We start from the raw sequence: 15,044 nt of genomic DNA, 5'->3' as shown, positions 1-15,044 counted from the left end.
AGGGGCGTATAAATAAATTACAATATAGAATTAAGAAATTATTTGAAGTTAATAGAACTGCTTCAATAATAGCGTTATCTTCTGCAATAGGTGTTTTTATTGGATTCTCACCATATCTTGGTTTGCATACTGTTTTAGCTATTGCAATTGCATATGTTTTTAATTTACCAATTTACCCTTTAATTCTTGGTGCTTATATTACAAATCCCATAACTTTTATTTTTATATATGCATTTTGCTATAAAGTAGGCTTATGGTTAACCGATATAAATACAAAGATAAGCATAGATTGGAATCATTTGACATGGCATGATCTTTTTACTAATGTGAAAGGTATGTTAATCCCATTTTTTGTGGGAACACATGTAGTGGGGGTAATAGCTTCTATAATGGCTTATTGTTTAGTTTATTTTGTTTTGAAAAAATATAGAGGATGGTAAATGGCAAATATAATATCGATTGCCAGTGGTAAAGGTGGAGTTGGTAAGAGTTTTTTTTCTGCTAACTTAGCTATGGGGATGAAAAATAAAGGTTATAAAGTTTTGCTTGTGGATGGTGATTTGGGTGGAGCAAATTTACATAACTTTGTTGGCTTAAAAACAGCAAATGTTGGTATCTACAATTTTTTAAAAGAGAAACAAAATATAGAAAATATTATTATTGATACACCTGCAGGTATAAAATTTATTGGTGGTGCAAGCGATATTTTGGGGATGGCACATATCACAAACTATGAAAAGTTAAAAATTATAAATACATTGAAGAGATTAAACTATGATTTTGTCATTATGGATTTAGGTGCTGGCACAAGTTATAATATGATAGATTTTTTTAATTTTTCAGATAAAAAGATTATCATCATGAATAGTGAACCAACTTCAATTGAAAATTCCTATGGGTTCATTAAAATTGCTCTGTATAGAATGATTGAAAAGTCAATAAAAAACAATCCTCTTTTGGAGAAAATTGCGAGCAGGTTGAGGAGTAGAAGTAAAAATTACACAAAGGTCTCAGATATAATAGAAGATATAAAGAGTTATGATGAAAAAGTAGTAAAGGTTGTTGAAGGAATTGTCGATAATTATAAAGTAGGCATGGTTTTAAATATGTTGAAATTTAAAAAAGAGTTAAATGTATTTTTTGGTTTTGAAAATGTTGCGAAGAAATATTTGAATATTAGTATGGAAAAGCTTGGTTTTTTACCTTACGATTTAAGTATTCAGGAATCTTTAAAAAGGCTTGAACCATTTTATTTTATGACCGATAATAGTTTTATAAAAGAACGTTTTGATGAGATTGCTGATAATATAATTGCTAAATTATGAGGTGTGTTATGTTGGATGATAAGGTATTAGCAAAAGATAATTTTGATGATGAAATTGTTGATGAGGAAATAATACAGCTTGTTGGCTTTAAATTGGGTGATGAAGAGTATGCCATTGATATTTTGAAGGTGCAGGAAATCATTAGAATGGTAGAGATTACAGCAGTTCCAAGAGTTGATCATTTTGTTTTAGGAGTTATGAATTTAAGAGGTAAAGTTATTCCCGTTGTTGATTTAAGATTAAGATTTAATCTGGATAAAAGTGATTTTGATAAAAATACCAGAATCATAGTTGTAAATTTTGAAAAAGAGAGTATTGGTTTTGTTGTTGATGAAGTTACAGAAGTAATGAGGATTACAAAAAGTATTGTAGAGCCCACTCCACCTCTTGTTGGATCAGTTGGCCAAGAATATATTTTGGGGATATGTAAATATAACGAAAGATTAATTATTTTGTTAGATATAGATAGAGTGATTTTTGGGGAGAGCAAAGAGGATAGTGAGTTAAAAAAACGCTTTTTCAATAATAACGAGGATAGTGGCTCTTCAGTGGATATTGAGGAATCTACTCAAAATGAGAATAATACATCAACTCATAAGGGTGAGGAAGCTAAGGAAGAGCAGATAGCTATTGCTAAAGAGGAAGAAGTAAAACCTGAAACTAATATTGAAAAAGAAGTTATGGTTGTTGATGAGGATACTAAAAGTGAAAGTACTTCTGATTTAGATGATATAGATGCATTAATTGCGGCAGAGTTAGAAAAAAGGGAAAAAGAAACTGAAGAGTTGATTAAAAAGAAGAAAAAGAGGGTAGAGGAATCTGTAGATGAGGTGTTGAATGATGCATTGGAGCAAAGTGAAAAGATATATCAAAGCGAATCTGAGCATGTAAGTCAGGATGATTTAGATGCTTTAATTGCAGCAGAATTGGAAAAGAGGGAAAAAGAGACAGAAGAGCTTATAAAGAGAAAAAAAAGTAAAAAAAAAATAGTTGAATCAGATGAGAGTGTAGAATTTCAATCCGAAAATACAACTGTTGATAATGAAGAAGAAAATATAAATAATGATAATTTAGTTATAGAAAGAGATTCTGTAGAAGAGATTAAGCAGTTAGCTGAGAAGATAATAAAAGGTGAGATCTCTGATTTAGATATAGATATCAAAGGCGAGGTTGGTGAGCTTTTAAAACTTTTATTAGAAACTAAAAATAAAATCGATGATTTAGAGCCCACAATAAATGATTCTTCAGTAAAAATACCCACAGTTAAAGAGTCATTGGATGATGTCACTGAAAAAGCTGAAACAGCAGCGTTAAATCTTATGAATAATACCGAAAAAATGGTGGGAGTTTATAAAGAGATGGAGGATTTGGTAAATGAGTTGGAGGGTGCAGCAAATTCAAATGATGAAACTCAGTTACTTGAAATATTAGATAAATTTGATGAAAAGGTAAGCATGTTAGATAGTATGGGATTTGAAATGCTTAATTCCCTTGAATTTCAAGATTTAACTGAGCAAAAAATCAGAAAAATTATTAGTTATACAGAGGAGATTGGTGCAAAGTTTGGTGCAATTTTAGGTTATATAAAAGTTAAGCAGATGCATGGTGAAAAGTTAGAAGTCAGTCAAGAGGATGTTGATAAACTTTTAAGTGATTTTGGGTTGAATTGAGTTTTAAACTAATTTATAAATTAATTGTTAAAGGCGCGTAGCTCAGTGGGAGAGCACTGCGTTGACGTCGCAGGAGTCGGCGGTTCAATCCCGCCCGCGCCTATTTATATGGGGGGATTATGTGAAAGTAGTAAAATACGATTCTGCTAAGAGATATCAGCCAGAAAAAGGTTGGGAGCGTATTTCTTTATGTGAAGAAAGTGATATTTCCATTGAGTATTTTGTAAAACCACCAAAACATTCTTCACCAAAACATAATCATCCTAACTCTCAGATTCTGATAGTATTGGAGGGGCAGCTTTCTATTTGGACAGAAAAAGATGGTGAAGTTTTGTTGAATAAATATGATACAGCTTATATTGAGGGTGATGAGGTTCACATTGTTACAAATCCATTAGATACTCCATCGGTGGGGCTTGACATTTTTGTGCCAGGAAGAAGCTTTGATTTTTGGCTAAAAAAGAAAGATTTGTTAAATAAATAATTTAGTTAGATTTAGAGGAAAGAGGATGGGTAAATATCCAGAATTGGAATCATTGTCAAAAGAAGAGCTTATAGAAATTATTGTTGACGAAGCTAAAAATTGGCTTGCTCATGATGGGCTTTGGTTTCAGGCTGTTGAGAGGCATTTTGGTTTAGAAACTGCGATAAAGTTGGATGAAGAGGCTTGGAAAGATTTTACAGTTATTGAGGCAAACCGTATTAAAAAAAGGTTAAATTTGCCGGAAAATGGTGGTTTGGATGCTTTAGAAAAGGCGCTAAACTTTAGGATGTATAGAAGGATAAATGATCAGATTATAGAAAGAGTAGATGAAAATATATTGGTACTCAAAATGATTAACTGTAGAGTGCAGGCAGCAAGAGAACGCAAAAAGATGGATTTTTTCCCTTGTAAGAGTGTGGGGATTATTGAGTACAGCTACTTTGCCAAAGCTATAGATTCTCGAATTGAAACTGAAGTTATAAAATGCCCTCCTGATGATATAAAAAATAGCGGATTTTATTGTGCTTGGAAATTTGTTCTTAATAAATAAAATGAGTATATGCCATTATTGTTGATTTTTTTTATTTTTTGATATGGTTTATTGTTATTGGAAAATGCTTTAAACATTATTCAGTTTATCTATGTTTCACCCCTTATTTTTTAAGAAAAACAAAAAATATAAATAAAGTTAAAATGCGCTTATGCCTATAAAACTGACAAAAACTTATTGTTTTTAAAAGCTATCAGTTTGGTAGAATATATTGGGCATATGACAACAATAAAACTATGTTATAAAAATTTGACTTTTTCGCAATGTTGTATTATAAAATTGTTGAGGTTATTATGGCGAGACCACCAAAGAAAAGAAAAGTAAAACATAGGCCAAGATTTAGTGAGTTTGGACCTTATTGTAATTTTTGTGAGCACATCCCTGTTGCAGAATTATCTATTGATCAATTGGAGGCGATGAGATTAGCAGATCTTGAAGGTTTATCACAGGAAGAAGCAGCTGATAAAATGCATGTTTCTAGACAGACATTTGGTAGAATAGTTGAACAAGCCAGAAGAATAGTTACTGACGCTTTAGTAAATGGAAAAAGGTTGATACTTTCGTATGATGAGCATATTGAGTTTGTTCCAAGAGAAGTAAAATGTATAGAGTGTGGGCATGAATGGGTGTTGGCTGATGGGATAGAAGAAAAAGATGTCGTCTGTCCAAAATGTAACAAGTCAGAGGTAATTAAAAGACAGAGATGTGGCAAATATTGTCAATGCCCTCTTCGTATTAATTCTAAAATCTAAAATTTTATTAGCAAATCATCATAAAAATAGGCATATGCTAAAAATATAACACTATTATGTAATATTAGCATATGCTACATAGAAATAAAGCATATGCTTGTAACTACTTGATAATAAAAATAAATTTTTATTGACATTATCCAAATATAGTTATATTCGAAAACATGAAAATCCATTAGAGGAGGTCTGTAAAATGTCTTTATTAAAAACAAAGGTAACAAGGAGAAAATTCCTTGGAGCAACGAGCGGTGCTGTAGCTGCTACCTTGGTTGCATCAAATTTTGGAGTTTTAAAGTCTGTATCAGCTTCTGAAGAGAAATCTAAATCTTCTAAAGGTAGAAAGTTTGTTCCATCTACCTGCGCAATATGTGTGAATAAGTGTGGTTTTATTGCAGAGGTTAATAATGGAGTAATAAGGAAGATTAACCCAAATCCAAGATATTTTAAGTCAAGATCAATGATTTGTGCAAGAGGTAATGCAGGCGCAAAAGCACCTTATGACCCAGACAGATTAAAAAAACCATTAATTAGGGTTGGTAAAAGGGGCGAAGGTAAATGGAAAGAAGTGAGCTGGGAAGAGGCTTATGATTATATTGTGGATAATGTTGTAAAACTTGTTAAAAAATATCAAAACAGATCAACTATCGCTTTTGCATCAACAGAAGGTTTCCAAGAAGAGTATTTTATTGATTTAGCTAATATTATTGGTACAGCAAACACTGTAAGACATCCAACTTTGTGTTTAGCTTCCAATATTCAAGGATATTCTTCAGTTTTTGGGACATTTCCAGATGCTGATATTTTAAATGCTGAGTTTGTTGTTATATCAGGTTCAAACAGGGCTGAAGCTATTGTTACTCCTGATACAATTGATATGGCTAAAAAACATAGAGATCAAACATTAGTGTATATAGACCCAAGAGCTACAAAAACTACAGCGTTAGCTGATAAATGGTATCCAATAAAACCTGGTACAGACTTGGCTTTAGTTTTGGCTGTGATTTATGTAATAATTAATGAAAATCTATATGATAAAGAATTTGTAGAAAAGTACACTTACGGTTTTGATAAGCTTGTAGAGCATGTGAACAAAAATCAGTATACACCTGAATGGGCAGAAAAAGAAACAGAAATTTCTGCAAAAGAGATTTATTGGTTAGCAAGAGAGTTTGCTAAACATGCGCCAAAATCTGTATGGTATCCAGGTAGAAGAAGCTCTTTTTATACCAATGATGTTTATTATAGGAGAGCGTGTGCTATTTTAAACGCGATATGTGGAGCTTGGGATAAACCTGGTGGTTTGGTTCCAAAATCCAAGATTCCATTGAGGAAATATGAAATTGAATTTCCAATATTTGATTGGACTAGAGAAAGGATTGATGCTGGGAAAGTACCATTTTTAGGGGATGTTTTACCAGAGCATGATAAAACAGATGCTGGATTACCAACAGACTCTTGTCAATACTTATCAGAAAAAGATGGTAGCTGGATTATTTTTAGAGAAGCAATCTTAAAAGGGGTTCCTTATCCTGTAAAAGGGTTGTTTGTTTATAAACAAAATCCTGTTGAATCAGTACCAAATCGTAAAAAGACATTGCAGATGTTGGAGCAGATGGAGTTTATTTGTACAATCGATGTGGCAATGAGTGATACTGCTTGGTACTCAGATGTTGTGTTACCAGAATCCACTTATCTTGAAAGATGGGACCCTGTACATTCATTGAATGGTATTGTTCCTATTGCCGTTATGAGACAGCCAGTTATAGAGCCTTTATTTGATACAAAGCCTATGTTTGAAATTATGTGTAATTTAGCTCACAGATTCATGGAAAGAGAAGATTTTTGGGAAGATACCTCAGAAGAAGATTTAGAGATGTTCAAGGAAACATGTTTAAAAAGACTGACAAAAAATCCAGTAAAAGATTTTGCTAAGTATCAAGTATCTCAGTATCCAGGTGCTTTTGAAAAATTATTAAAAGATGGTGTTTTTTATCTATCTGATAAACCAAAATATGGAAAAACATTAAAGGATGGTTTTAGGTTTAAAACAAGAACAGGTAAGATAGAGATTTACAACGTAAAATACGAAGAGAAAGGATTATATCCTTTACCAGTATATTCAAGACACGAGGATCCAAAACCTGGTCAATTTAGATTTGTTGTAGGTAGACATGGTCAGTTTACTCACGCTTCAACTCAAAACAACCCTTGGTTGCTTGAAGCATATGGTGACAAGGAGAATGCTGTTTGGATAAACTCTAAGGTTGCTGCAAGAATGGGTATTAAAGCTGGCGATAAAGTAAAAGTAAAAAGCCCTGTAGGTGAGCAAATCGTTAAAGCTTTACCAACCGAGTATATAAGACCTGATGTTGTATTCTATGTACACGGTTTTGGTAGACTTTCAAAAGGGTTGTCCCATATTTATCGTGTAGGCGCTTCAGATGCTGAAATTATAAAAGATTATGTAGATCCAATTTCAGGGAATGCAGCAATGCATGAAACTTTTGTAACAATAGAGAAAATTTAATTTAGAGGTGTGAAATGAGTAAGAAAAAGTGGGCTATAGTTTTTGATGATAGCAAATGTATAGATTGTAAGGCTTGTACTGTTGCATGTAAAATGGAAAATCATGTTCCTTTGGGTATGTATTTTTACAGGAACTGGGTTGCTGAAAGAACTAAAGAATCAGAATTTCCAATGATAAAAAGGATGTTTAGGCCTTCACAATGTCAGCAATGTGAAAACCCTCCTTGCGTGCATGTTTGCCCTACACAGGCTTCATACCAGACAGAAGATGGTGTTGTATTGGTTGATCACAATAAGTGTATTTTGTGTAAATATTGTATGACTGCATGTCCATATGATGCAAGATATGTAAATGAAGAGATTGAGGCTGTTGATAAATGTACCTTCTGTTATCATAGATTGCCTGAGGGGAGAGAGCCAGCTTGTGTTGAGACATGCCCTCCAAAGGTTAGGGTTTTTGGCGACTTGAATGATCCTGAAAGTGAAGTTTCTAAGCTGGTAAAAATGCATGATACCGAAGTTTTAAAACCTGAAAAAGGTACGCATCCAAAACTTATTTATATCAAAAGATAGGGGGTAATTATGAGTGCTCATGCGACTACATTAAATAAAAGCGATATTTTTAATGGTAATAAAAGAATTTCAAATGTTTGGCTTGGGATATTTTTATTGATATCTCTAATTGGGTTATATGGAGTTTTTAAAAAGCTTACAATAGGTGATGCAGCTTATGGTGTAACCAAAACAGTTCCTTGGGGAATTTTGATATCAACTTATGTGTTTTTTGTTGTTTCCAGTACAGGTTTATGTTTGATTTCATCTATGGGGCATGTTTTTGGCATAGAGAAGTATGAAGTTATCGGTAAAAGAGCAATTATTTTAGCGATATTTACATTGTTATGTGGATTTGGTGTTATAGGTTTAGAGCTTGGTCACCCTTTTAGAATGATGATTTATAATATAATTTCGCCAAATCTTCATTCTGCAATTTGGTGGATGGGAACATTGTATGGTGTTTATCTTGTGTGTATTGCTATTGAGTTTTATTTCTTGATGACTCATAATCATACGGGTGCTCAAATTGCCGGTTTAGCTGGGTTTCTTGCTGGTATTTCAGCTCACTCAAATTTGGGTGCTGTTTTTGGATTTCTTGAAGCAAGACCATTCTGGCATGGCCCATATTTACCAATTTACTTCATTTTATCAGCACTTATATCTGGTACAGCATTAATTTTAATCATTATGAATGTAGCTTATGGTGGCCCATCAAAACTTCCAGAAAAGGCAAAAGAAGCTTTAAAAGGGCTTTCTAAAATATTTGGATTGTTATTAGGTATAATAATCTTTTTTGATATTTGGAAGATCTTAACATCCGTTTATGGAATGCCACCTGAAAAATATGAAACTGTAAAAGTATTATTGTCAGGTGATTTAGCAATTAACTTCTGGATTTTTGAAGTAATGCTTGGAATGGTTATTCCGTTTTTGATAATTATTTTTACAAAGGGCAATAGTGTTAAAGCTGCTCTTGTAGCTGCTATTTCTGCAGTAATAGGTATTTTCTTTATGAGATATGATCTTGTGATTGCAGGCCAGATGGTTCCTATGAGAGAACCTGTCCCTGGTGCAAGAGTTCAAGGTGCTGGATTGGATGGTTTGGTGCATTATTCTCCTTCCTTTGCAGAAATTTCTATTGTGATTGGTGCAATATCTTTCTGTATTTTCTTATATCTATTAGCTGAAAAAGTTCTCAACTTAAGTGAAGAGTAGTTAGTTAAAGGGGTGGCATATAGCCGCCCCAATAAAACTATAAGGGGTGAGTTATGAAAAGATTTGTAATATTGTTGGCTTTTTTTTACCTATTTTCGTTATCGGCATATGCTCAGCAGTATATCAAGGTTTTGATCCCAAAAAGCCTTGAAAAATCGTTTTCGGAGATTTCAGAAGCATTTTATAATAAGCATAATATTAAAATTAAATATGAAAGCAATTGTAGTGGAAAGGCTGCAAAACTGATACATGACTATGGGAAAATTATTGATGTTGTAGTTAGCGCTGATTATTCAGTCATTGATAACGTTTTAGTTGCCAAAGGTTTTGCTGACTGGAATATCAAATTTGCAAAGAATGAGATGGTTCTTGGATTTAGAAGTGATAGTAAATATGCTAAAAATATTGATAAAGCTAATTGGTATAAAATTCTATTGAAACCTGATGTAAATGTTGGACTCTCTGCTGCAACAAATGAGCCATGCGGTTATCGTAGTTTGATGGTTTTAAAGCTTGCTGAGTTATTCTATGGTCTAAATGGTTTTACAAAACAGATTGTTGATAAAGCATTATTTGAAAGAAAGAGTGATTTAGATATTGTTAAAGATCTTTTAAGTAAAAAAGTGGATTATATTATCGCTTATAAAACATATGCTAATGAGTATGGTTTTAAATATCTCGAGTTACCTAAGGAGATAAATCTTTTTTCTGCAAGATATGGAGATTATTATAAGCAGGTCAAAGTTGAAGATTTTTATGGATTAGGGCTAAAATCAATTCCTGCAAATTGTATTTTTTATAGTGTTACTATTCCTCATACAACTCAAAAGAGGGAATTAGCCGTTAAATTTGTGCATTTCTTACTCTCTAACGAAGTTGCTTCTATCCTTGAAAAACATGGATTCTTTGTTTTGTGTGAGCCTGAAGTTACTGGAAATGTGGATAAACTTGATAAGGTTTTAAAATCAGATGTTAAATACTGTATAAAATTTTAGAAGGGGGTTTTTATGAAAAAGATATATTTGTTGGTAGCCCTATTAATAATGATATTTTCAGCTGTATCATATAGCAAAAAGTATCCTGCTGATTACGGTAGAAATACCTGGAAGAAAAACTGTAGATTAGCTTGCCATGATGGGAGTAAGACAGGAGTACCAAAGTTGGCACCAAATTCTAAAACTCAACAGCAATGGGAAAATGTGTTTGCACAAAATAGAAAATATATTTATGAAATGCATAAAGGTGTAGATTTTAGCCATTTGAGTGAAAAAGATTGGAATATGATAAAGTTATTTGTAATACAACATGCTTATGATAGTGATCAACCAGAAAGTTGTGAGACAACTGAAAACTTTGTTAAATAAAAAGAGAGGCTTAAGCCTCTCTTTAATTTCAAAAACTCCGTTTTTGGGGAGTAATCTCTAAATATTTTATACTATGGATATTGCTGCTTTATAGCCTTGTTGTGTAGCGGCAAAGATATCCTCTGGACAATTTGCATCACCAACAACCAAAACATTTTTTCTCTTTTTAACAAGCAATGTATGTAACTCGTGGTTTGGAAGCATACCTGATGCCACAATTACAGTGTCAAAAGATTCCCATTCACCTTTTTCACCGTTTGTTTCATAAATAACTTTATCTTTTTCAAAAGCTATAACACGAGTATTTGGCATAATTTTTATATTATCTTTGTTAGCTAATCTTTTAAGCATCAGATTTTTTGTGATAGGTTCCATATCATTTGCAATTGTATCAGTTCGTTTGGTAATGACTACTTCATACCCTTTATCTACTAAATATTCAGCAGCTTCCATACCAACCATCCCTGCACCAATAATTAAAACTCTTTTCCCTTTAACTTCTTTTGTTTTTTCAAAGAATTCCAAGCTGGTTATCCAATATTGAGAATCAAGATTTTCGATTTCTGGGATATTTTGTCTTGAACCAGTTGCAACAATATAATATTCAAAACTGTCTATATCTTTTTCAGTGAAAGTATAATTTAGTTTAATATCTTTAACATATTTAAGGGTTTTGTTAATTAAGCCTTTTAAAGGCCTTGTCATTGATTCTTTATGAGGAGCTAATGGTGCAAGTCTAAATTGCCCACCGAGTTCATTTTCTTTTTCAAATAATGTTACATTGTGCCCCATTCTGCTGAGTGTTATTGCAGCTGACATCCCAGCAGGACCACCACCTATAACGGCAACTTTTTTTGGATTATCAGTTTTTATTAATTTTGGCCTGTCTATTTCTGGATTTACAATACATCCTAGACCTTTACCATTTTTTACATTAAATAAACAACCCTGTAAACAGTATCCACAATAAACGATATCGTCTAAGTTATCATTTACTATTTTTCTTACTAATTCATGGTCAGCTACTAGAGGTCTGCCAAAAGCAATAAAATCAGCAATATTTTCTTTTTCAAAGAGTTTTATTTTATCTATATCGGCCATTCTCCCTGCGGCTATAATTGGTAAGTCAGTAATTTTTCTAATCTTTTTTAAAGAATCAATCTGTTTATCTTCTGGTAAAGCCATGTGGCTATAATACCAAGGTGGAGAGTCACAAGCATTACCCAAGCCACAGTGTACTGCATCAAAACCGTATTCTTTTGCTAAATCTAAAATTATCTTGTTATCTTCAGGTTCTAATCCGTTTTCTACAAATTCATTTGCAGAAATTCTAACAAATTTAACAATTTCAGGTGCAGTTTGTGAAACGATTTCTAAAACTCTTTTTAAGAATAGAGTTTTGTCTTTTCCATATTCGTCATCTCTTTTGTTTAGTCTATCAGATAAAAACTGATGGATTAAATAACCATGTCCGCACTGTATCTCTATTGCATTAAAACCTGCTTCTACTGCATTTTTCACAGCTTTTTCATAATCTTTTAATATCCCTTCAATCTCTTCAACTGTTAATTCATCAGGGGTCTGTCCAGTTGATGGGCATGTGATGGCTGATGGGGCTTTTGGTGGCATACCTGTGGCTTTGGGGTTAGCAGCCCGCCCTGCATGATTTAAACTTATACATGCCAATGTGTTGTTTTTATGTAGTACCTCAACAATTTTTCTCAGATTTTCTACGCTGTTTTCTTGATGAATTGTTAGCTGCTTTGGATGCTCTTTGCCACTTTGTGATACAGAAACAGGCTCCAAAATTATCATTGCTACATCATTCTTTGAAATATTATTATAATACACAAGATGTCTTTCTGTAACGTCTCCATTAGGGGTTCCATAAGCAGTTTTGACGGGCGCCATTATGAATCTGTTTTTAAATGTGAGGTTTTTGATGGTTATTGGTTCTTTATAAATCATTTACTCCTCCTTGACGAAAGATTTGATATAGTTTTAAGTTATAATCATATGTTCTAAATTCAATAAAAAAGTTTAAAGGTTAATATTAAATGTTTTGAATATATAAATTATACAATAATTATCCGAATTTAAGTGGTTGTTATATAAAATAAAATTTTGTTTGAAAAATTTGGCGATATTTTGCAAATCTTTGTCAAAAGACAAAAATTTTACTTGCATATGCTAATAATTTATGTATATTGTATACAATTCTACGGTAGTTACGTTATAAAATAGAGGAGGACTGCTATTATGAAGCTGTCAGATGTAAAATTAAGCAGAAGAAAATTTTTAGCAGCTTCAGGTACTACTGCAGCAGCATTAACTATTGCTGGAGGTTTGTCCAGCTTAAAAGCAGTGGCATCTGAACATGAAGCAGAAAAGCCAAGCAGTGGTGAAAGAGGTAGAAAATTTATCCCATCTACTTGTGCAATCTGTGTTAATAAGTGTGGTTTGATAGCTGAGGTTGTAAACGGAAGAATCAAAAAACTTAATCCAAACCCTAAGTACTTAAAAAGTAGAGGTATGTTATGTGCAAGAGGTAATTCAGGAGCAGCTATTCCTTATGATCCTCACAGATTGAAGAAACCTCTTCTTAGAGTTGGTAAAAGGGGTGAAGGTAAGTGGAAAGAGATTAGCTGGGATGAAGCTTTCAAATATGTTGCTAAAAAACTTGCTGAGTTGAAAGTAAAGTATGAAAATAGATCAACTGTGCTTTTCGCTTCCACAGAAGGTTTTCAGGAAGAGTTTTTCTATTTTCTTGCTCAATCTTATGGTTCTTTAAATACTGTTAGACACCCTACTCTCTGTCTTGCTTCTACAATTCAAGGATGGATGTCTGTTTATGGTACATATCCTGATGCTGATATGAGGAATGCAGAGTTTGTTTTGATGTTTGGAGCAAACAGAGCTGAAGGTCTTGTTACTCCAGATTCTGTAGATTTCCAGAGATTTAAGCCAAAAGGTCAGCAATTAATCTATTTTGATCCAAGATTTACAAATACAGCAGCAAAAGCTGATAAATGGTACCCAATTAAACCTGGTACTGACTTAGCTTTAGTTTTATCTTTAATAAATGTTATTATTGAAGAAAATCTCTATGATAAAGATTTTGTAGAGAAATATACTTACGGTTTTGATAAACTTGCTGAGCATGTAAAACAGTACACTCCAGAATGGGCTGAAAAAGAGTGTGAAGTACCTGCCGCAGATATTAGATGGATGGCTAGAGAGTTTGCAAAATATGCACCAAGAAGTGTTGTATATCCTGGTAGAAGAAGCTCCTGGTATATTAATGATACATATTTTAGAAGAGCTTGTGCGATATTGACTGCTATTTGTGGTTGTTGGGATACTCCAGGAGGGGTTGTTCCAAAATCAAAAATTAAGTTAGTAAAACATGATGATATTACTTTTCCTATTTTTGATATGGCTGAAGATAGAGCTGATTCTGAAGCAGCTGCAGATGTTTTGCCTGATTTAATAGTTAAAGATGATAGAGAGGAAGGTTTACCCAAAGATAAAGTTTCATTTTTAAGTGAAAAAGATGGAAGCTGGTTAGTTTTGAGAGAGGCTGCACTTCGAGGGAAACCATATCCAATTAAAGGGATGATGGTTTATAAACAAAATCCTGTTGAGTCTGTTCCTGAGCGTCCAAAAACATTGAAAATGATGGAGCAGATGGAGTTTATCTGTGTTATTGATACACAAATGTCTGATACAGCATGGTATGCTGATATAGTATTACCAGAATCAACATATCTTGAAAGATGGGATCCTGGCCATGGAGAATCAGGTATCTGGCCTGTAGTAGCATTTAGACAGCCTGTTATAAAACCTCTATTTGATACAAAATCAATGCATGATATTGCTGCTGGTATCATTGATGAAATGTTAAAGATTAAAGAGCTATGGGATGATGCAGATCCTGATGAAGTTGAAGAATTCAAAGAGACAGTTGTTGAAGATATTTTCCATAAATCAACTGAAGAGTTTTTAAAACATCAAGTATCAAGATTTCCTGGTGCTTTTGAAAAATTGACTAAAGAAGGGGTTTTTTATTTATCAGATAAACCACAATATGGTAAAACGAGAAAACCTGGTTTTAGATTTAAAACACGTTCTGGAAAGATAGAGCTTTACAACCTTAAATATGAAGCAAAAGGGCTTGATCCATTACCAGTTTATAGAAGGCCAAAAGTAGAGGAAGGTAAGTATAGATTTATATTGGGAAGACACGGTTTCCATACCCACAGTAGTACACAAAATATCCCATATTTATGGGAAATTATGAAAGAGAATATGCTCTGGATAAACACTAGAGAGGCTAAAAAGTTAGGAATTACTAATGGTGATTATGTCATAGTAAAAAGTGAAGTTGGAGAGCAGAAGGTTAAAGCCTATGTAACAGAAAAGATTAGGCCTGATTGTGTATGCTATATCCATGGTTGGGGAAGGTTGTCACCTTGGTTAAACCTTGTTTACAAGAAAGGTGGCTCTCAAGCTGCAATTATTAAATCTGCTGTTGAGCCAATATCTGGTAATGCTGCAATGCATGAAACTTTTGTTGAAATCAGGAAAGCATAAGGGGTGCGGC

13 protein-coding genes and 1 tRNA gene are annotated in these 15,044 nt (G+C 33.1%); 13 read left to right on the top strand and 1 reads right to left on the bottom strand.

The features are described 5' to 3' along the window. Positions 1-8: 8 nt before the first annotated feature. From DEFDS_RS08570 to DEFDS_RS08515, 12 genes are all read left to right on the top strand, one after another. Positions 9-440: a DUF2062 domain-containing protein gene (locus tag DEFDS_RS08570; protein ID WP_013008407.1), complete on the top strand. Its 432-nt coding sequence runs from the start codon at positions 9-11 to the stop codon at positions 438-440. Beyond that, a complete protein-coding gene (locus DEFDS_RS08565) occupies positions 441-1,325 on the top strand; it encodes a P-loop NTPase (protein WP_013008406.1) in 885 nt (294 codons plus the stop codon). An 8-nt stretch (positions 1,326-1,333) separates the two neighbouring features. Then, complete coding sequence (locus tag DEFDS_RS12845; protein ID WP_013008405.1) at positions 1,334-2,995, top strand: chemotaxis protein CheW; 1,662 nt, start codon at positions 1,334-1,336, stop codon at positions 2,993-2,995. 31 nt (positions 2,996-3,026) lie between these two features. Further along, positions 3,027-3,098: transfer RNA gene (locus DEFDS_RS08555), tRNA-Val, on the top strand. Between the two features lie 18 nt (positions 3,099-3,116). After that, on the top strand, positions 3,117-3,479 hold the full coding sequence (locus tag DEFDS_RS08550) for a cupin domain-containing protein (protein ID WP_013008404.1): 363 nt from the start codon (positions 3,117-3,119) through the stop codon (positions 3,477-3,479). Between the two features lie 25 nt (positions 3,480-3,504). Beyond that, complete coding sequence (locus DEFDS_RS08545) at positions 3,505-4,029, top strand: DUF6125 family protein (RefSeq protein ID WP_013008403.1); 525 nt, start codon at positions 3,505-3,507, stop codon at positions 4,027-4,029. A gap of 293 nt (positions 4,030-4,322) precedes the next feature. Then, complete coding sequence (locus tag DEFDS_RS08540; protein WP_013008402.1) at positions 4,323-4,781, top strand: DUF134 domain-containing protein; 459 nt, start codon at positions 4,323-4,325, stop codon at positions 4,779-4,781. A gap of 193 nt (positions 4,782-4,974) precedes the next feature. Further along, positions 4,975-7,308, top strand: coding sequence for a molybdopterin-containing oxidoreductase family protein (locus DEFDS_RS08535; RefSeq protein WP_013008401.1), 2,334 nt, complete (start codon positions 4,975-4,977; stop codon positions 7,306-7,308). A 14-nt stretch (positions 7,309-7,322) separates the two neighbouring features. Continuing rightward, a complete protein-coding gene (locus tag DEFDS_RS08530) occupies positions 7,323-7,880 on the top strand; it encodes a 4Fe-4S dicluster domain-containing protein (protein WP_013008400.1) in 558 nt (185 codons plus the stop codon). A gap of 9 nt (positions 7,881-7,889) precedes the next feature. Then, positions 7,890-9,077 (top strand): NrfD/PsrC family molybdoenzyme membrane anchor subunit, encoded by a 1,188-nt coding sequence (gene nrfD / locus DEFDS_RS08525; RefSeq protein ID WP_013008399.1) that lies wholly within the window; start codon positions 7,890-7,892, stop codon positions 9,075-9,077. 53 nt (positions 9,078-9,130) lie between these two features. Next, positions 9,131-10,072, top strand: a complete 942-nt coding sequence (locus DEFDS_RS08520; protein WP_013008398.1) for an extracellular solute-binding protein — start codon at positions 9,131-9,133, stop codon at positions 10,070-10,072. A 12-nt stretch (positions 10,073-10,084) separates the two neighbouring features. After that, a complete protein-coding gene (locus DEFDS_RS08515) occupies positions 10,085-10,441 on the top strand; it encodes a hypothetical protein (protein WP_013008397.1) in 357 nt (118 codons plus the stop codon). Between the two features lie 66 nt (positions 10,442-10,507). On the opposite strand, the gene DEFDS_RS08510 is transcribed toward DEFDS_RS08515, so the two are convergent. Then, entirely contained in the window at positions 10,508-12,409 is a 1,902-nt protein-coding gene (locus DEFDS_RS08510; RefSeq protein WP_013008396.1) for an NAD(P)/FAD-dependent oxidoreductase, read from the bottom strand. Positions 12,410-12,700: 291 nt separating this feature from the next. On the opposite strand from DEFDS_RS08510, the gene DEFDS_RS08505 reads away from it, so the two are divergent. Then, entirely contained in the window at positions 12,701-15,034 is a 2,334-nt protein-coding gene (locus DEFDS_RS08505; protein ID WP_013008395.1) for a molybdopterin-dependent oxidoreductase, read from the top strand. The last annotated feature ends 10 nt before the right edge of the window (positions 15,035-15,044 follow it).

It is taken from the genome of Deferribacter desulfuricans SSM1, from assembly GCF_000010985.1.
In the GTDB taxonomy this organism is placed as follows: Bacteria; Chrysiogenota; Deferribacteres; order Deferribacterales; family Deferribacteraceae; genus Deferribacter; species Deferribacter desulfuricans.
The sequence above is the reverse complement of the archived record's forward strand: the minus strand, read 5'-3'. Positions and strand labels throughout refer to the sequence as shown.

What these genes read in the sequence shown, in the direction of transcription:
- DEFDS_RS08545 (WP_013008403.1), top strand. Translation starts at nt 3,505, where the DNA reads ATGGGTAAATATCCAGAATTGGAATCATTGTCAAAAGAAGAGCTTATA.
- DEFDS_RS08505 (WP_013008395.1), top strand. Translation starts at nt 12,701, where the DNA reads ATGAAGCTGTCAGATGTAAAATTAAGCAGAAGAAAATTTTTAGCAGCT.
- DEFDS_RS08515 (WP_013008397.1), top strand. Translation starts at nt 10,085, where the DNA reads ATGAAAAAGATATATTTGTTGGTAGCCCTATTAATAATGATATTTTCA.
- DEFDS_RS08530 (WP_013008400.1), top strand. Translation starts at nt 7,323, where the DNA reads ATGAGTAAGAAAAAGTGGGCTATAGTTTTTGATGATAGCAAATGTATA.
- DEFDS_RS12845 (WP_013008405.1), top strand. Translation starts at nt 1,334, where the DNA reads ATGTTGGATGATAAGGTATTAGCAAAAGATAATTTTGATGATGAAATT.
- DEFDS_RS08540 (WP_013008402.1), top strand. Translation starts at nt 4,323, where the DNA reads ATGGCGAGACCACCAAAGAAAAGAAAAGTAAAACATAGGCCAAGATTT.
- nrfD (WP_013008399.1), top strand. Translation starts at nt 7,890, where the DNA reads ATGAGTGCTCATGCGACTACATTAAATAAAAGCGATATTTTTAATGGT.
- DEFDS_RS08520 (WP_013008398.1), top strand. Translation starts at nt 9,131, where the DNA reads ATGAAAAGATTTGTAATATTGTTGGCTTTTTTTTACCTATTTTCGTTA.
- DEFDS_RS08565 (WP_013008406.1), top strand. Translation starts at nt 441, where the DNA reads ATGGCAAATATAATATCGATTGCCAGTGGTAAAGGTGGAGTTGGTAAG.
- DEFDS_RS08510 (WP_013008396.1), bottom strand. Translation starts at nt 12,409, where the DNA reads ATGATTTATAAAGAACCAATAACCATCAAAAACCTCACATTTAAAAAC.
- DEFDS_RS08535 (WP_013008401.1), top strand. Translation starts at nt 4,975, where the DNA reads ATGTCTTTATTAAAAACAAAGGTAACAAGGAGAAAATTCCTTGGAGCA.